Genomic DNA, 15,688 nt, shown 5'->3' with positions numbered 1-15,688 from the left:
GGGCGAACGGACAAGACAGAGATGGGGCCTCTGGCCAGGCTCCTATTAAGTCACAACGCCACGCACGGTGAGTGCACACGAGCACCTCCCGACCAGGGACGACAGATCCCGGTAAAGACCCGAAGTCAGTCAGAACTTGGGTCAGACCCCGTCGGGAGGTGCTCACCTACATCATCTCTGTCAGAACTCGATGTCGATGTCGATGTCAGGGCATGGTGGGCTCCAGCCCCGGGCGATCGTCGAAGAGCTGCACCCAGCGCCCGTCGAACCCGCCGTTGGCGGCGGTGTACCAGGCGCCGCGCAGCCACTGGCCGTTCTCGGTCGAGGCGCTGGTGTTGACGGTGCCGTCGTGCACGAAGAAGTCGTGCTGCCACCAGTAGGAGTTGGGTGAGTCGTAGCGCGCGCTGGCCATCTGCCGGGTCCAGCCGGTGCTGTCGACGCCGGTCCCCTCGTACGCCGGGTAGTGCTCGGAGGTGCCCTCGCGGTCCTCGTCCGCCTCGGCGGAGTAGGCGCCGTAGAGCCACTCCTTGTGGATGAGCCCCTCGCGGCCGTCGGTGAGGTCCGACGCCCCGTCGTCCCGGGAGCCGCTGTAGAAGCGCTGGCGGCCGGTGCTCACCTCGACCGCACCGGCCTCGTTGACCACCGGGGACTCCAGGACCACGTCATCGACCGCGGACGACAGCCAGTGCGTGGACCAGGCCGGGTTCTGCGCCCAGTGGGTCGGGATTATGTCGGCGATGTCCTGCAGCTCGTAGGTGACGCGCTTGGCCTGATACCAGTCGACGGTGTCCTCGTTGTCGTAGCCGCTGCACAGCGTCGAGGCGTTGGCGAAGTTCACCGGCCGCGCGCCCCAGGCGCTGACCGCGGCCGAGGACGCCTGCGGGACGAAGATGTAGTGCACATTCTTGTTCTCGTCCTTGCCGCTGATCTCCACCTCGGCGTCGTTCGTCACCGGCTGGCTCACCAGCGAGCTGTAGCTGTCGTTGACGTACCGCAGCTCGTGCGCATGGGTGGCCAGGGAACTGCCGGCCTCGTCGGCCTGCCAGACCATCAGGTGCCTGCCCGTCGACGTGTTCATGAAGTTGAAGCCGAAGTCGCCGCGTTTGCGGATGATGTGCTCGTGGTGGTGGGTGATCGTCGAGTTGTTCACGTACTCACCGGTCGACCCCGGCGTGCCGGTGACGTTGTTCACGACGAGCTCGACGCGCTCCCAGTCGTGGATGGCGGAGCCTTCCTTGTCCTCCGCGTTGTACACGTGGTAAAGCAGCACCAGCGACTTGCTGCCGCCGTTCATGTACTCGATCAGGGACGTGTAGAGCGTCGGGCGGATACGCCAGCTGGCGTACGGGCTGGTGGTCGCGTTGGCCGCGGAAGCGGCGACGTAGTGCTCACTCTCGAGCCAGTGGACCCGGTTGGTCGCGAAGTTGTGGTCCTGGTCGAAGTCGAAGTTGGTCAGCCAGTCGCGGCCGTCCTGGCCGTCGTTCTCGTTGGCGCGCTTGAAGATCACCGGGGCGTAGTAGTTCAGGTAGGCCTGTCGCTGCGCCTTCGTCAGGAGCGGCACGGCTGCGTGCGCCTGGCGGTTACCGGTCACCGGCAGCGTCGCCAGAACGATCGCCGCGAGCACCAGTGCCCGGGCCAACATTCGCGGCGACCTTCGCGGCGGCCGGTCAGGACGGGAACCGATCGAGACGGGCGCGCGCAGTCGCACGTTTCCTCCGGGCTTGTCGAGAAGGCCTACGAACGAGCCAACGTTACGGGTTGCCCCGCATCCAGTCGAGATCATGATTCGGATCCCCGTGGTGGCCACCGCGGCATACGGAGGACGTTCCAGGAAAATCGACGCCGTGCAGCGGGCAAGGGTGGTTAGACCGGAGTGCCGCAACAGCCGGCTACGGACACCGGCGTGGTTGAGCGGGCGCGTGACCGTCAGTTCGATGCGCCAGGGCACTGGCCGGGATGCCGGCCGGACAGGAAGGTCCGGCGGCACCGCCGATCCGACCGTCCACACAGGCATCAAAGTCAGCCGCCGGCTCGGCGGCGCCGGCGGGAGAGCGACGTGTCGGCGCCGGGCATGCCGCCGATCGAGCAGCACGTCCCTGGCATCCTCCGTCTCGCGGGTCGCGGCGAAGCGGCGCCTCGTGCGCTCCGATGCCGGCGGGTACACACCGCGTCCGCGGCGCGACTGTCACACCGGCCCGACCCGCTGCGACTTACTTCGCCACGTACACAGGACTGCGGAAACAATGACGCTTCCAAGCTTTGGCACGACAGGCTGTTTGTCTTTTTCGATTAACCACACCTGAAATATCCAAGATTCTGATAGTTGAATACGTCCTGAACCGATACCCGCGCTTCGGAGCAGTACTCCTGGTGCTCCTGAGAGAGAATCTGTCCAAGCAAACCGGAAGCTAACATGGAATTGTCTACGTACCTACCTCGGCCACGGTTGCCGCGTTGATGTCGACAACTTGTCGCACAAATCTCGCTCATATCAAATGTATTTCGTCGCGGCTCCTAGCGCCTCCTGCCAAGTCGCGATGATGCTGCTCGAGGAAAGTCGCCCCCGGCTGGACCGTTCTGGCGATGCTCGCGCACGCGTTCCTCACCGCCGTCGCCGCGACCGAACGCACCGAGGGACGACATCGACCACCTGGGTTCCCCTCGGGCCCTGGATCGGTGCTGTTCGAGGGCGGCCAACCGGCGCGGTCGCCGCCGGGTGTGAGGGAAGCTCTGAGAGACCAGCCAGCGGTGGGCGAATGAGACCCGCGTGTCACGGGCACGCTCAAGGGAACGGCCAAGGAGTGCATTTGCGCTGGTCGCAGTGGCGGAGGCGGAGGGATTTGAACCCCCGGACCCGTGAAGGTCTCCTGTTTTCAAGACAGGTGCATTCGGCCGCTCTGCCACGCCTCCCTGCCCAGCAGGGTAGCCGCGCCCGGGCGGCCGGGTCAGGGCAGGTTGCGCAGGTGTTTGAGGACTCGCTCGAAGACGGTCGCCAGGTCGGTCTGCTCGGAATCCGTCAACAGGTCGATCAGGTGGGCGCGGACGCCGAAGACGTGCGTCGGGGCGGTTTCGCGTAGGCGGTCCATCCCCTTCTGCGTCAGCTCGGCGAACACACCGCGGGCATCGTCGCCGCAGTCGACGCGACGGACCAGGCCTGCGTGTTCCAGCCGCGTGATCTGGTGGGACAGCCTGCTCTTCGACGACGCGACCTCGTTCGCCAGGGCCGCCATCCGCATCCTGCGATCGTCCGGTTCGGACAGGCGGACCATCACCTCGTAATCGGCCAGCGTCATTCCGTGACGGTCCTGCAGCTCACGATTGAGCTGCTTGCGCAACAACTCGCTGCCGAGCACGTACGCGCGCCAGGCTCGCATCTCCTCCGGATCGAGCCAGCGCGGCTCCTCCTCCGCCAACGTCACAACGACAAGGGTAGATCGGGTCTGGAAATCCCCGCTCGCGGCGTGCAGACTCTGCCCGCGCCCGCGCGGGAGTCGGGCGTACCGGACGGAGGATCATGAAGTTATCTACCCGCTTCGCGCGCCGGACCGTGGCGGCCACCGCCGCCATGGTCGCGGTCGCCGGGCTCGCGAGCGCGACTGCCACCGCGGCCCCTGCGCCGAAGACCACAGACATCAGGCTCATCTCCATCAACGACTTGCACGGCAACCTCACGCCGCCGTCCGGCTCGTCCGGCCGCGTGACGCTGTCTGACGGCACGACCGTGGACGCGGGCGGCGCGGCGTACCTCGTCACGCACGTCAAGCAGCTCAGGGCGCAGGTACGCAACTCGATGGTGCTCTCCGCGGGCGACAACATCGGCGCCTCGCCGCTCAACTCGGCACTGTTCCACGACGAGCCGACCATCGAGCTGCTCAACCTCCTCGGGCTCACGGCGTCGTCCCTCGGCAACCACGAGTTCGACGAGGGCTACCGCGAGCTGCTGCGCATGCAGTTCGGCGGCTGCCACCCGACAGACGGCTGCCAGTTCCACGACTCCTTCAAGGGCGCCAAGTTCCCGTACCTCGGTGCGAACGTCACGTTCGACAACGGCCTGCCCGCCGCGCTGCCGTTCACGATCAAGGTCTCCGGCGGCGTGCCGATCGGCATCATCGGCCTCCCGCTCGAGGGCGTGCCGGACGTCGTCACCCCCGAGGCGATCGAGGGCCTGAAGTTCGGCGACGAGGTCGAGGCGATCAACCGCACGTCGAAGGTGCTGGACAAGCTCGGCATCCGGACCCAGGTCGTCACGATGCACCAGGGCGACAACACCGAGGGCGGCGGCCCGAACGACTGCCGGACGGTCCCCGGCGCGGCCACCGCGATCGCGCAGGCGGCGTCGCCGTCGGTCGACGTGATCCTCGCCGGCCACAGCCACCAGCAGTACAACTGCGTCATCGACGACCCGGCCGGCAACCCCCGCACGGTCATCGAGGGCTCGTCGTTCGGCCGCCTGGTGTCCGTTGTGGACCTGAAGATCGACAAGCGCACCCGGGACGTCGTGCGTGACCAGACCGTGGCGCACAACGAGATCGTGACCCGCACGGTTACGCCGGACCCGGCCGCGCAGGCGCTGGTCGACGAGGCCACCGCCAAGTCGGCGCCGATCGCGAACGCGCAGGTCGGCTCCATCACAACCGACTTGGTCCGGGCCGCGCCGGAGTCCGGCGAGTCGCCGCTGGGTGACGTCATCGCCGACGGGCAGCTGGCCGCGACCCAGGCGAACAGCCCGGTCATCGCGGTGACCAACCCCGGCGGCATCCGCAACGACCTCACCTTCGCGGGCTCCTCGGCGGGCGAGGGCGACGGCGTCGTGACCTACGGCGAGGCGTTCGCGGTGCAGCCGTTCAGCAACATCATGCAGACGATCACGCTGACGGGCGCGCAGCTCAAGGCGGTCCTGGAACAGCAGTGGCAGCCGCAGCCGGACGGCTCGGTCCAGGTGCGGATCCTGCAGGTCTCCTCGACGCTGCACTACACCTGGTCGCGCTCCGCGCCGATCGGTTCGAAGATCTCGAACATCACGATTCAGGGGCAACCGGTCGACCCGAACGCCTCCTACCGGGTTTCGTTGAACAACTTCATCGCCGCGGGCGGTGACGGGTTCACCGAATTCCGGAACGGTACGGACCTGGCCGGCGGGCCGGTGGATCTGGACGCGTTCACCGCGTACCTGACCGCCAACCCGAACCTGTCACCGCCTCCCGCCGACCGCATCACCGTGGCGCCGTAGAACACCACAGCATCGCGGGAAACCAGCGCCGCCGTCGCCCAGCCGGGCGGCGGCGGCGCTCGTCGTGCCCTGACCGGCTGGAACGTCCCACCCGGACCTCGCACTGTCCCCATCAGACAGTAGCGGCGGAATTCCCCGGGTTCAGGATGCGTGGCGGGGTTGTAACGACGCGATTACGGGTGCATTCTGAATGTACGGTCGGCCGCCCGGACAGGTCACGGCCCACCGGGAAAGGGCAGGTGATGCCGTGGGATTGGGAAACAAGGACGTAGCGGGCCGCCGTTCGCTGTGACCCCGCGGCTGAGCCGGAGGAACCCGTCCCGGTCGCGATTGCGGAGCGGCAACAGGTTCGAGTGCACTCGTGCGCAAACCGCACCTCCGGTGCACCTCGACGAGTTGATTCCCCCGTCGGGCGACACTCAGGTGTGCCCGGTCGGAATCCTCGCCGCCTGAAGCGGCGGCCCCCTACTCGACCTCCGACACCCTGGGTGCGGACGCCACGGCGGCGCCGCGCCCAGGCTTATGTCAGCGCAACTCCACCCTGGTCAGCGGCCCGCCCGGCTCGGCGAGGCTCGTCACCACGGGCGGCACCCGCAGGTCCTCGGCCGCGTACACCGCCCTGATCTCGTCGAGGCCGGCGTCCGGGTCGGCGAGCACCGCGGCCACGCCGTCCATCCGCACGGCGGTCGCCTCGTCGACGTCGGAGGCCATGACGCCCCAGCCGTCCCAGAGGATCATCTCGTGCTTGTTGAGCGCGGCGAGGTCCAGCACGAGGTTGTGCAGCAGGTACGGCCAGCCGCGCAGGATCGGCATCTCGAGCTCCGGCGCGACCACGAACCTCGCCGGGTCGGCGGCGCCGGACCGGCACGCCCGCCACGCGTCCGCCGCGACGAGGAACCGGTCCCGTGGCACGTCGAGCAGGTCGAGGACGGTGCCGGTCGTGGGATCGACGTGCCCCGCCGGCATCTCGGGCTCCACCAGCCGCCAGCGTTCGCCGTCCCACACCTCGGCGATCACGTGGTCCATCGCCCAGCCGGGCGCCAGGTAACGAGCGAAGCCGACCCGTGACCGCGCCGGAATGCCGTGGTGGCGGGCCAGCGCGACGAACAGCAGCGTGCAGTCGCGACAGCAGCCGACGAGCCGGTCGGTGACCGGCCGCGGCGCGTCGGGCGGGTCCGGGTTGAGCTCGTGCAGCCGCGCGAACATCGAGTCGGCGTAGCGCAGGTTGATCTCCGCCATGCGCTCCGGCGCGAACCCGTGGCCGGCGATGTCGCCGTGTGCGCGGTAGTGGAACACGAGCCCGGACGAGGCCAACCGCAGCGAAGGCGGCTCACCGGCCGTCCCGTCCAGCCAGGAGGCCATCGCGCCGGGATCGCTGAACGTGCTGTGCGACCGGTAGAACTCGATCATGCCGACCTCCCGGATGCACGAGGGCGCCCTGCCCGAGCCGGACAGGACGCCCTCGTCGGTGTCTCTCACATCTCGCGGTCTCCCGGAGTATCCAGCGACATCGTGCGCATCGCCGTGGTCCGGGCCTTGGCCCTGGCCTTGCGCGGCGGCACGCCGTTGACGTCCTCCGTGCTGATGGCGTACGAGCCGAGCACGAAGGCCACCGCGTCCGCGTTGCGGTCCAGCGCCGCGCGGTCCACGTTGCCGAGGTTGTCACACGCCTGGTGGTAGCAGCTGTCGAAGGCCTCGCCCGCGACGCCGCCCCACTTGGCGACCTGCGCCTGCGTCTTCACCATCTCGGCGCCGGTGAACAGGCCACCCGCCGGGATGCCGTTCGCGATGAACTCGCCGTAGTCGGAGCGCCCGTCGAAGTCCTTGCCCTCGGTCGGCACGCCGGCCGCGTCGAAGAAGTTCTGGAACGCCGTCTCGATCTGCGCCGAGCCGAACGGACCGGGGCCCGCGCCGACGCCGTCGGAGTCGTCGCCGTCGAACACGAAGTAGCCGGCGTTCGGCGAGCCGATCATGTCGAAGTTCAGGTAGAGCGCGATGTCGAGCTGCTCCTCGAAGGTCAGGTTGTCGACGTAGTAGGTCGACCCGATCAGGCCGAGCTCCTCGGCGCTCCACCAGGAGAACCGAACCGCGTTGTTGACCTTCGGCGTGCTGCCGAGCTGCAGCGCTGTCTCCAGCAGCGTCGCGCTGCCCGAACCGTTGTCGTTGATGCCCGGGCCGTCGGCCACGCTGTCGAGGTGCGCGCCGGCCATCACGACGTTGTCGTGCCGGCCGGTCTGCGTCTCGGCGATCACGTTGTAGGTGGTGCGCTCGTCGACCACACCACGCAGGTCGAGGGTCACCTCGGCCCCGCCCTGCCCGGCGAGCTCCGCGCCTTGCGCCTGCGTGATGCCACCGGCCGGGGCGCCACCCTCGACCTGTCCGCCCAGCGTGCCGGCCAGCGCGCCGGGGACGTTGTTGTAGATCAGCACGCCGGCGGCGCCGACCTGGCCGGCTACGTCGGACTTCTGGCCGAAGGTGCACGCGCCGCGGCTGACGAGGACGATCGCGCCCTCGGCGGCCAGACCGTCGTAGTCGGAGGTCTCACAGCCGGGGGTGTCGTCGGCGGGCACCACCACGAGCGGGCCGGTCACCCCGCCCTCGGGTGTGTTGTTGCTGTAGGTCATCCGCTCGACCGGCACGTCGGTGCCCGCGACGGAGAGCGACTCGGCGAGGGTCTGGTCGAAGAGGAACGGGAACTCCTGCCGGGTCACGATGAAGCCGGCATCCTCCAGCTTCGTCGCGACGTACTCGGCGGACTGCACGTGGCCCTCGGTGCCCGCCGCGCGGATTCGGTCGTTGCGGTCGGCGAAGCGCTGGAGCGCGATCAGGTGCCTGTTGATTCCGGTGATGCCGACCTTCTTGACGAGCTGTCGGGCCAGCGCGGGACCGTCGGGCAGGGACTTCGGCGCGGCGGTTGCGGGCACCGCGGTGAAGCTGAGACCGATCGCGGCTGCGAGCAGCGCGACACCGGCCCGAAATGTCGCCTTTTTGGACGGCATGTGGCTTCCTCTCGTGAACGACGGATAGCCGGCGCGCGATCGGCCCCGACTCGATCAGCGCATCCGGCGTGGACACCCTTGCCGGTACGCCCCCGCGGGTCAAGACCCCCACTTGGAGGGATGTCCACACCCGTTTACCGTCTTGCCATGCATGCGATCAGCATCCGCGAGCCCGGCGGGCCGGACGTTCTCGACTGGACCGAGATGCCCGACCCGCGGCCGGCGCCCGGTGAGGTCCTGCTCGACGTGATCGCGGCCGGCGTGAACCGCGCCGACCTGCTGCAGCGCAAGGGCCAGTACCCGCCGCCGGCCGGCATCAGCGAGGTGCCCGGCCTGGAGTGCTCGGGCACGGTCGCGGAGCTGGGCGAGGGCGTCACCGACGTGCGGGTCGGCGCGCAGGTGTGCGCGCTGCTCGCGGGCGGCGGCTACGCGGAGAAGGTCGTGGTGCCGGCCGGCCAGGTGCTGCCGGTGCCGAGTGGCATGGACCCGGTCACGGCCGCGTCGCTGCCGGAGGTGGCGTGCACGGTGTGGTCGAACGTGGCGCTGACCGCGGGCCTGGTGGCCGGCGAGACGCTGCTGGTGCACGGCGGCGCGGGCGGGATCGGCACGCACGCGATCCAGGTCGGCAAGGCGCTGGGCGCGCGGGTGGCGGTGACGGCCGGGGCGCCGGAGCGCCTGGCGCGCTGCGCGGAGCTGGGTGCGGACGTGCTGATCGACTACCGCTCGCAGGACTTCGTCGAGGAGGTCCGCGCGGCCACCGAGGGGCGCGGCGCGGACGTCATCCTCGACAACATGGGCGCGAAGTACCTGCCCCGCAACGTCTCCGCGCTGGCCCGCAACGGCCGGCTCGTAGTGATCGGCATGCAGGGCGGCGTCAAGGGCGAGCTGAACCTGGCCGAGCTGTTGGGCAAGTGCGGCTCGGTGACGGCGACGACGCTGCGGCACCGGCCGGTCGAGGAGAAGTCGGCGATCGTCGCGGAGGTCGCGACGCAGCTGTGGCCGCTCGTCGAGGCGGGCGCCGTGCGCCCGATCGTGCACGAGGTCCTCCCGGCCGACCACGCCCCGGACGCCCACCGCCTCCTCGAGGAGAGCGGCGAGGTCTTCGGCAAGCTCGTCCTGAAGATGCCCTGATCACGACGGCCCAGGGGAGGCGACGACGGGTCAGCTGCGCAGCGCCGACAGGCCGGCGACGGCCTCGACGAGGGCGTCCACCTCCGCGGAGGTCGTGTAGTGCGCCAGGCCGATGCGGACCGCGCCGCCGACCTCCGCCACGCCAAGGGCCGCGAAGACGCCGCTCGGCACGTCGTCGGCGAACGCGCAGATGCCGCGCTCCGCCAGGTGGGCCACCGCCTCCGACGCCTTCACGTCCGCGACCGTGAACGACAGCGCGGGGATCCGGCGCATCGCGTCGCCGATCACCGTCACGTGCAGCAGGCCGCGCAGCTCGGAGATCAGCTTGCCCAGCATGCCCGCCTGGTACGACTTTGCCGACCCGATCGACGTCGCCAGCCGCTCCCGCCGCGAGCCCGACGCGGCGTCGTCGAGGGCGGCCAGGTAGTCGATCGACGCGACCAGCCCGGCCAGCAACGGGTACGCGTGCTGGCCGAGCTCCAGCCGGCCCGGGCCGCTCACGTTCGGGCCGAGCGCGCACGCCGGGAGCCGGTCGGGTAACGACGGGTCCGCGAACGCCAGCGCGCCGACGGTCGTGCCGCCCCACGCACTCGCCGACAGTGCGATCACGTCCGCGCCGATCGCCTTGATGTCCATCGGCACGAACGGTGCCGCCGACGACGCGTCCACCACGACGAGCGACTTCGTCTCCCGCGCGAGCGCCGTGATCTTCGGCAGGTCCGGGCGGGTGCCCACCACGCCCGACGCCGCGGTCACCGCGACCACCTTGGTGCGGTGCGAGATCAGCGACTCGTACTGCCAGGCCGGCAGCTCGCACGTCTCGATGTCGATCTCCGCCCAGCGCGCGGTCGCACCCGCCCGCTGCGCGACGGCGAGCCACGGCGCGATGTTCTGCTGGTGGTCGAGCCGCGACACGACGACCTCGTCGCCGATCACCCAGCCGCTGCCCATCGCGTCCGCCAGCCGCTGCAGCAGCACCGCGGGGTTCGGGCCGAGCACCACGCCCGCCGGGTCGCAGCCGGCGAGGTCGGCCACCGCGCGGCGGGCGGCGTCCACGATCGCCTCCCCGCGCTGCGAGGCGGGGAACACGCCGCCGGGCCCGGACACCGGGGCGCGCAGCGCGGTCGACACGGCGGTCGCCACCTGCTCCGGAACCTGCATTCCGGCCGGCGCATCCAGGTGTATCCAGCCGTCACCCAACGCGGGAAACTGTCCCCGAATCGCAGCGACGTCGAACGCCATGAGCCACACCGTACGGACGTATCCGGCCCGCCCTTCCCCGGGGGCGGCCGACGCGCTCGGCCGGGCCGGCGAAGGCTACGCTCGGGAACGTGACGCCGATGCCGAACCAGTGGCCGAGCTCGGAGGTGTTCGGCGCGGCCGACATGTCGAGCTGGCTGAGGATGGAACAGATGAACCAGGCAGGCGAACCCGAACGGGGCGGGGGCAGCCGGGGAGAGTCGCAGCACGTGGTCGTGATGGGCCCGGACGGCTCGCCGCTCGGTGCGGCGAAGATTCCCGACGGCGACGAAGACGCGCCCAACGCCGAGTCCGTCGGTGACATGGTCGAGCAGCCCGCGAAGGTCATGCGCATCGGCACGATGATCAAGCAGCTGCTGGAGGAGGTGCGCGCCGCGCCGCTGGACGACGCCAGCCGCAGCCGGCTGCGCGAGATCCACAAGCGGTCGATCGCCGAGCTCGAGGACGGCCTCGCCTCCGAGCTGCGCGACGAGCTGGAGCGGCTCTCGCTGCCGTTCACCGAGGAGAACACGCCGTCCGACGCGGAGCTGCGGATCGCGCAGGCTCAGCTCGTCGGCTGGCTCGAGGGTCTCTTCCACGGCATCCAGACCGCGCTGTTCGCCCAGCAGATGGCCGCGCGCGTGCAGCTCGAGCAGATGCGCCGCGGGCTGCCGCCGGGCGCCGGTGGCGGACCCGACGGGCCGGAGGGCCCGGGCATCCGCGGCACCGGCCAGTACCTATAGCAGCGCGGGCGTGCCGGCCTCCAGCGCGAGGAGGAAGCGCTTGCGCGGGAGGCCGCCACCGTAGCCGGTGAGGCCACCGGACGTCCCGATGACCCGGTGGCACGGCACGATGATGCTGATCGGGTTGTGGCCGTTCGCGTGCCCGACCGCGCGAAACGCGGTCGGGCTGCCGATGGTCGCGGCCAGCTCGCCGTAGGTCGTGGTCTCGCCGTACGGGACCTCGCGCAGCGCGGCCCAGACCCGTTGCTGGAACGGCGTTCCCGCCGGCTCGAGCTCGACGTCGAACTCCGTACGCGTGCCGGCGAAGTACTCGCGCAGCTGCGTGACCGCGTCGGGGAACGCGTCGTCGTCCCGCTCGCCGAACGACGCGGGCGCGTAGCGGTGCTCGGCCATGTAGAGGCCGGTCAGCGCGCTGTCCGTGCCGACGAGCGTGAGCGGGCCGATGGGACTGTCCGTCACGGCGTGAACCATGGTGTCCACCGTGCTCCCCTCCCCGGGCCGCGGCTGGCGGGAATCGGCCCTGGCCGTCGGCGGCGCTCGTTTCTGTCGGTGGGCCGTGCTGGAGTACGGCCATGATTGACGAGTTTCGCGCACTGCACTCGGGCGCCGTCCTGGTGCTCCCCAACGCCTGGGACGTCGCCAGCGCCCGGTTGATCGAGAACGCGGGTGCCCGCGCGGTCGCCACGACGAGCGCCGGCGTCGCCTGGAGCCTCGGTGCCCCGGACGGCGACCAGCTCTCCCGCGACCGGGCGATCGACCTGGTGGCCCGCGTCGTGTCCGGGGCCCGCGTGCCGGTGACCGCCGACATCGAGTCGGGCTTCGGCGCGACGGCCGCGGCGGTCGGCGACACGGTGCGCGCGGTGGCCGACGCGGGCGCGGCCGGCATCAACCTCGAGGACGGCGCCTACCCCGGCTTACGCCCGGTCGGCGAGCAGGCCGAGCGCATCGCGGCGGCGCGGACGGCCGCGTCCCTGTTCGTCAACGTGCGCATCGACAGCTACCTGTTCGGAGTCGGCGATCCGCGGACGCGGCTGGCCGACACGGTGGCCCGCGCCAGGGCTTTCGTCGACGCCGGCGCCGACGGCGTGTTCGTGCCCGGCGTGGTGGATCCGGAGATCATCGCTGCGTTGGCCTCCCGGATATCCGCGCCGCTCAACGTGATGGCCGGGCCCGGCGCGCCGCCGGTGGCGAAGCTCGCCGAGCTGGGTGTGGCGCGGGTGAGCATCGGCTCCGGGATCGCGCAGGCCGCATACGCCCTGGCCGTGCGGTGTGCCAAGGAGATGCTGGCGGACGGAACGTACGACACACAGGCCACAGACCTGGACTTCGGGACGGTGAACGCCCTGCTGGCCTGACCTGGGAAGATCTTGAAACAAACCGGCTGGTCGGTATTGACATACCATGCGGTCGGTTCTTAAATGGGTGGTGGCGCGCGCCCCAGAACAGTTCGAAAACCCGTCGAACTCCGTTGGGGACGATGATGACGACACCGATCACGAACCGGCCCGCTCCATGGTGGCTGCGCGAGCTCGCCCACGGCCGCGCCGCCTACGAGGAACTCCTCGGCTGGCCGGTCTCCGTAAAGGTGGGCGACCGGGTGCTGATCGTGGCGATCGGCTCCTCGGTGGCCGCACTGACCATGCCAGCCGCTCTCGGCGACGCGGTGCGTGGCGAGTTACGCCTCGCGATGCAGGACGGGCCGGTGCTCACCGATCCGGATAGTCGCAAGTGGACATTCCTGACCAAGCCGGTCGAGTGCCTGCGCACGGGCGTGGCGACCGAGCTCGCGAAGGCCGACGTGCGCCTCGCGGCGCGCGGCAGCCACGTGGTCGTGCCGACCGCGCCGACGCCGCGCCCGGCACCGGTGGGGACGGCGTGGCGGTGGATCGAACCGCCCAGGCCGGCCCGCCCCCTGCCACCGGCATACCCGGTGATCGCCGTGACCCGCCGCCTGACCGAACGCGAGGACCTCGCGGCGTAGCGGGAGACCGCGGCACGAAACGAGGTGGTGGCCGCCCACAAGGCGACCACCACCTCGACCCTCGATTCCAATCAGGCGTTGGACATCTCCCAGGGCGCGTGCACGCCGTGGTTCTGCTTGTGGCTGGAGTCCGAGATGTCGGACGTCAGCTGCGGCCAGTGGCCCTGCGGGAAGCCGTCGTTCGACACCACCCGCTGGTTGAGGTCCTTGATGGCCGGGAGCAGCGTGCTCGCCACGAACGCCTCGAGCACGGCGAGCGCGGCGGAGACCAGGCCCCACACCTTCGCGGCGGACACGCCCGCGGCCGCGGCGGCCGGCGGCGCACCCACACCGGTGGCGGCGGCGCCCGCCTCGGCGGTCAGCTCGATGACGAACGACACGACCGCGGACACGACGGCGAGCCACGCGACGCCGATGGCGATCGCCATCTTCGTCAGCAGGTCGTCCACCTCATCGGTGGCGGACTTGACCATGCCGAGCGCCTTCTGCTGCTGTGGCAGCACGTTCTTGTAGGCGTTCGCCGCGGAGCCGGACCAGTTGTCGTCGGTCTCCATCGCGCCGGCCGTGAAGACGTCCTGCCAGTTGCTGGCCTTCGCGCCGACGTCGTCCGTCCACGAGCTGCCGTGGTTCCACAGCGTCCACGGCACGCCCGGCTCGGTGATGAACTTGCCGATCTCGGTGAGAACCTTGCCGATGAAGTCGCTGACCGCCTTCAGCGCATCCGTGATGCGGTCCATGATCCAGCCCGGCAGCCAGTCCAGGACGCTGTTGATGTTGTCCACCAGTCGCTGGAACTGCTTCGGGATCTCGTCCAGCGCCTCCTTCACCCGGCGCAGGATGTCCTCGAACTCGGCCTGCCCCAACACGCCACCCATGTCGTTTCCCCCTACCAGACGTTGTTCATACGGTGGACGCCGGACTCTTCTTCCTGCTGGTAGGTCTGCGCGGACTCGCGCAGCGCCGTGGCGACGTTGGCCGACATCGTCTGGCCCTCGCCGAGCAGGCCGACCATCTTGGTCTGGAACTGCTGGTACAGCGCGGTGACGCCGAGCTTGTCGGCGACGTAGGAGAAGTGCAGCGCCGCCAGGTCCAGGCCGTCCGCGGTGCCCTTCGCGGCGCCGAGGTCGGCCGAGCACTGCTCCCACTTGTCCGCGTCGTTTCTCAGGGCCTGTAAGGCGACCTGGTACTGGTCGGGGGTCGGGGCCATCGAGGTCCTCCTGGTCTTCTTCTGTTGTCGGGAATGAGAGTCAGGCTTGCGGCGGCCGCACGCCGAAGAGCTTCGCGACGAACTCCTGCGGGTCGGCGGTCAGCGACTGCAGCTCGGCGATGGCGCTGTCGGCACGGCGGCGCGGGGCCGCCTCGGCCACGTTCTCGTAGGCCGCGACGAACGCGCCGCGCAGCTCGCTCGCGATCTCCAGGTGGTTCGCGGTGCCGATCCAGCGGGTGTCGGTCTCGATCCGGACCTCGACGACCTTGCGGCCGTCCAGCGCGACCGTGACGTGCCCGCCCGCGCTGCCGCCCCGGATCGGGCGGGGCTTGAACTGCGCCCCGGCCTCGGCGGCCTTCGTCTCGGCCGCGGACTCGTTGCCGACACGGTGCAGCAGGTAGAGCAGGTGGTCGATCATCTCCGTGGACGGCCTGATGTCGACCGGCATGGCGGGCGGCGCCGGCAGCGCGGACGCCTTCGCGGGCGGCTCGTTCTCCTCTGCCTCGGCGACCTTCTCGGCCCAGCCGGTCAGCCGCGCGATGCCGGCGGCCTCGACGGCCTCGACCACGGCGGCACCGAGCTTGCGCGCGTCGAGCTTGTCGTACCACTCGCGATCGAGGACGAAGTCGGTCACCACACCGTCGCCGTCGACGACCGCGGTCACCGCCTCGGTCTCGTCGCGCCCTTCGTAGGTGGCGTCGGGGTCCTGCGCGGCTCCGAGAACCCGGCTCATCCGCTCGGCCTCCCCCCGCAGTTGGTGAAGTGCCGCAAAGCCGGCGGGCATGGTCATGTCCGACCTCCTCGAAAGTCGCCGGAGCCTACGACGGAAACTCCCCAACCGACGTTCCGGCGACCCCCTATTCGTTGCCGATGCAAACCGGGGAACCGCCATCCGGCGCAGTACATCTACTCTCAGCGCAACCCATCCCGGAACGGGGGAGACATGGCCGACATCGAGTACCGGTTCGGCACCGGCGAAGGCGATCCGCACACCCACCGCTCGCAGGCGGACGTCGACGTCGACGGGGACGGCACCGCGGACGGCGTGGCTCTCGACTTCGACGGCGACGGCCGCGTCGACGACGTCATGTGGGACTCCGACGGGGACGGCATCGCCGACACCGCGGTGCTCGACCTCGACGACGACGGCAAGGCCGA

General features: G+C 70.2%; 15 protein-coding genes and 1 tRNA gene. 6 read left to right on the top strand and 10 right to left on the bottom strand.

Annotated features, from left to right (window positions below; all coding sequences use genetic code 11):
- Nucleotides 1-205: 205 nt before the first annotated feature.
- From VH969_RS18050 to VH969_RS18040, 3 genes are all read right to left on the bottom strand, one after another.
- Nucleotides 206-1,642, bottom strand: coding sequence for a hypothetical protein (locus VH969_RS18050; RefSeq protein ID WP_331975639.1), 1,437 nt, complete (start codon nt 1,640-1,642; stop codon nt 206-208).
- A gap of 1,180 nt (nt 1,643-2,822) precedes the next feature.
- Nucleotides 2,823-2,910 (bottom strand) — tRNA-Ser (locus VH969_RS18045).
- 35 nt (nt 2,911-2,945) lie between these two features.
- The gene (locus VH969_RS18040) at nt 2,946-3,374 is read right to left on the bottom strand and encodes a MarR family winged helix-turn-helix transcriptional regulator (RefSeq protein WP_331975643.1); all 429 of its coding nucleotides are present in this window, start codon (nt 3,372-3,374) and stop codon (nt 2,946-2,948) included.
- A 140-nt stretch (nt 3,375-3,514) separates the two neighbouring features.
- Between VH969_RS18040 and VH969_RS18035 the strand changes: the two genes are divergently transcribed.
- Nucleotides 3,515-5,230: a bifunctional metallophosphatase/5'-nucleotidase gene (locus VH969_RS18035; RefSeq protein WP_331975637.1), complete on the top strand. Its 1,716-nt coding sequence runs from the start codon at nt 3,515-3,517 to the stop codon at nt 5,228-5,230.
- A 525-nt stretch (nt 5,231-5,755) separates the two neighbouring features.
- Here VH969_RS18035 and VH969_RS18030 read toward each other — a convergent pair.
- Both VH969_RS18030 and VH969_RS18025 read right to left on the bottom strand, forming a co-directional pair.
- Nucleotides 5,756-6,709, bottom strand: coding sequence for a transglutaminase-like domain-containing protein (locus tag VH969_RS18030; RefSeq protein ID WP_331975635.1), 954 nt, complete (start codon nt 6,707-6,709; stop codon nt 5,756-5,758).
- Nucleotides 6,706-8,229, bottom strand: a complete 1,524-nt coding sequence (locus tag VH969_RS18025) for a M28 family peptidase (protein ID WP_331975633.1) — start codon at nt 8,227-8,229, stop codon at nt 6,706-6,708. The genes VH969_RS18030 and VH969_RS18025 overlap by 4 nt, the downstream gene beginning before the upstream one ends.
- A 147-nt stretch (nt 8,230-8,376) precedes the next feature.
- On the opposite strand from VH969_RS18025, the gene VH969_RS18020 reads away from it, so the two are divergent.
- The gene (locus tag VH969_RS18020) at nt 8,377-9,360 is read left to right on the top strand and encodes an NAD(P)H-quinone oxidoreductase (RefSeq protein WP_331975631.1); all 984 of its coding nucleotides are present in this window, start codon (nt 8,377-8,379) and stop codon (nt 9,358-9,360) included.
- Between the two features lie 30 nt (nt 9,361-9,390).
- Here the strand turns inward: VH969_RS18020 and VH969_RS18015 are convergent, their stop codons facing one another.
- On the bottom strand, nt 9,391-10,602 hold the full coding sequence (locus VH969_RS18015; protein ID WP_331975629.1) for a cysteine desulfurase-like protein: 1,212 nt from the start codon (nt 10,600-10,602) through the stop codon (nt 9,391-9,393).
- A 170-nt stretch (nt 10,603-10,772) separates the two neighbouring features.
- On the opposite strand from VH969_RS18015, the gene VH969_RS18010 reads away from it, so the two are divergent.
- On the top strand, nt 10,773-11,342 hold the full coding sequence (locus VH969_RS18010) for a bacterial proteasome activator family protein (protein WP_414638550.1): 570 nt from the start codon (nt 10,773-10,775) through the stop codon (nt 11,340-11,342).
- On the opposite strand, the gene VH969_RS18005 is transcribed toward VH969_RS18010, so the two are convergent.
- Nucleotides 11,337-11,813 carry a methylated-DNA--[protein]-cysteine S-methyltransferase gene (locus VH969_RS18005; RefSeq protein ID WP_331975627.1) on the bottom strand — a complete coding sequence of 159 codons (477 nt, stop codon included), beginning with the start codon at nt 11,811-11,813 and terminating at the stop codon, nt 11,337-11,339. The genes VH969_RS18010 and VH969_RS18005 overlap by 6 nt on opposite strands.
- A 101-nt stretch (nt 11,814-11,914) precedes the next feature.
- Between VH969_RS18005 and VH969_RS18000 the strand changes: the two genes are divergently transcribed.
- Both VH969_RS18000 and VH969_RS17995 read left to right on the top strand, forming a co-directional pair.
- Nucleotides 11,915-12,697, top strand: coding sequence for an isocitrate lyase/PEP mutase family protein (locus tag VH969_RS18000; RefSeq protein WP_331975625.1), 783 nt, complete (start codon nt 11,915-11,917; stop codon nt 12,695-12,697).
- Between the two features lie 122 nt (nt 12,698-12,819).
- Complete coding sequence (locus VH969_RS17995; protein WP_331975623.1) at nt 12,820-13,323, top strand: hypothetical protein; 504 nt, start codon at nt 12,820-12,822, stop codon at nt 13,321-13,323.
- A 71-nt stretch (nt 13,324-13,394) separates the two neighbouring features.
- On the opposite strand, the gene VH969_RS17990 is transcribed toward VH969_RS17995, so the two are convergent.
- From VH969_RS17990 to VH969_RS17980, 3 genes are read right to left on the bottom strand one after another with little or no spacing between them, the layout of a single operon-like run.
- Complete coding sequence (locus VH969_RS17990) at nt 13,395-14,198, bottom strand: hypothetical protein (protein ID WP_331975621.1); 804 nt, start codon at nt 14,196-14,198, stop codon at nt 13,395-13,397.
- Nucleotides 14,199-14,209: 11 nt separating this feature from the next.
- Complete coding sequence (locus VH969_RS17985; protein WP_331975619.1) at nt 14,210-14,530, bottom strand: hypothetical protein; 321 nt, start codon at nt 14,528-14,530, stop codon at nt 14,210-14,212.
- A 40-nt stretch (nt 14,531-14,570) separates the two neighbouring features.
- The gene (locus tag VH969_RS17980) at nt 14,571-15,314 is read right to left on the bottom strand and encodes a YbaB/EbfC family nucleoid-associated protein (RefSeq protein ID WP_527249164.1); all 744 of its coding nucleotides are present in this window, start codon (nt 15,312-15,314) and stop codon (nt 14,571-14,573) included.
- A 159-nt stretch (nt 15,315-15,473) separates the two neighbouring features.
- Here VH969_RS17980 and VH969_RS17975 point away from each other — a divergent pair.
- Nucleotides 15,474-15,688, top strand: a 215-nt coding sequence (locus tag VH969_RS17975; protein WP_331975615.1) for a hypothetical protein, incomplete at its 3' end; no start/stop codon positions are given.

This window comes from Actinophytocola sp., from assembly GCF_036555685.1.
GTDB lineage: Bacteria > Actinomycetota > Actinomycetes > Mycobacteriales > Pseudonocardiaceae > Actinophytocola.
This window is presented reverse-complemented; position numbering and strand designations above follow the sequence as displayed.

What these genes read in the sequence shown, in the direction of transcription:
- VH969_RS17985 (WP_331975619.1), bottom strand. Translation starts at nt 14,530, where the DNA reads ATGGCCCCGACCCCCGACCAGTACCAGGTCGCCTTACAGGCCCTGAGA.
- VH969_RS18015 (WP_331975629.1), bottom strand. Translation starts at nt 10,602, where the DNA reads ATGGCGTTCGACGTCGCTGCGATTCGGGGACAGTTTCCCGCGTTGGGT.
- VH969_RS18050 (WP_331975639.1), bottom strand. Translation starts at nt 1,642, where the DNA reads ATGTTGGCCCGGGCACTGGTGCTCGCGGCGATCGTTCTGGCGACGCTG.
- VH969_RS18010 (WP_414638550.1), top strand. Translation starts at nt 10,773, where the DNA reads ATGAACCAGGCAGGCGAACCCGAACGGGGCGGGGGCAGCCGGGGAGAG.
- VH969_RS18035 (WP_331975637.1), top strand. Translation starts at nt 3,515, where the DNA reads ATGAAGTTATCTACCCGCTTCGCGCGCCGGACCGTGGCGGCCACCGCC.
- VH969_RS17980 (WP_527249164.1), bottom strand. Translation starts at nt 15,314, where the DNA reads ATGCCCGCCGGCTTTGCGGCACTTCACCAACTGCGGGGGGAGGCCGAG.
- VH969_RS18025 (WP_331975633.1), bottom strand. Translation starts at nt 8,229, where the DNA reads ATGCCGTCCAAAAAGGCGACATTTCGGGCCGGTGTCGCGCTGCTCGCA.
- VH969_RS18020 (WP_331975631.1), top strand. Translation starts at nt 8,377, where the DNA reads ATGCATGCGATCAGCATCCGCGAGCCCGGCGGGCCGGACGTTCTCGAC.
- VH969_RS17990 (WP_331975621.1), bottom strand. Translation starts at nt 14,198, where the DNA reads ATGGGTGGCGTGTTGGGGCAGGCCGAGTTCGAGGACATCCTGCGCCGG.
- VH969_RS18040 (WP_331975643.1), bottom strand. Translation starts at nt 3,374, where the DNA reads ATGCGAGCCTGGCGCGCGTACGTGCTCGGCAGCGAGTTGTTGCGCAAG.
- VH969_RS18005 (WP_331975627.1), bottom strand. Translation starts at nt 11,813, where the DNA reads ATGGTTCACGCCGTGACGGACAGTCCCATCGGCCCGCTCACGCTCGTC.
- VH969_RS18000 (WP_331975625.1), top strand. Translation starts at nt 11,915, where the DNA reads ATGATTGACGAGTTTCGCGCACTGCACTCGGGCGCCGTCCTGGTGCTC.
- VH969_RS17995 (WP_331975623.1), top strand. Translation starts at nt 12,820, where the DNA reads ATGATGACGACACCGATCACGAACCGGCCCGCTCCATGGTGGCTGCGC.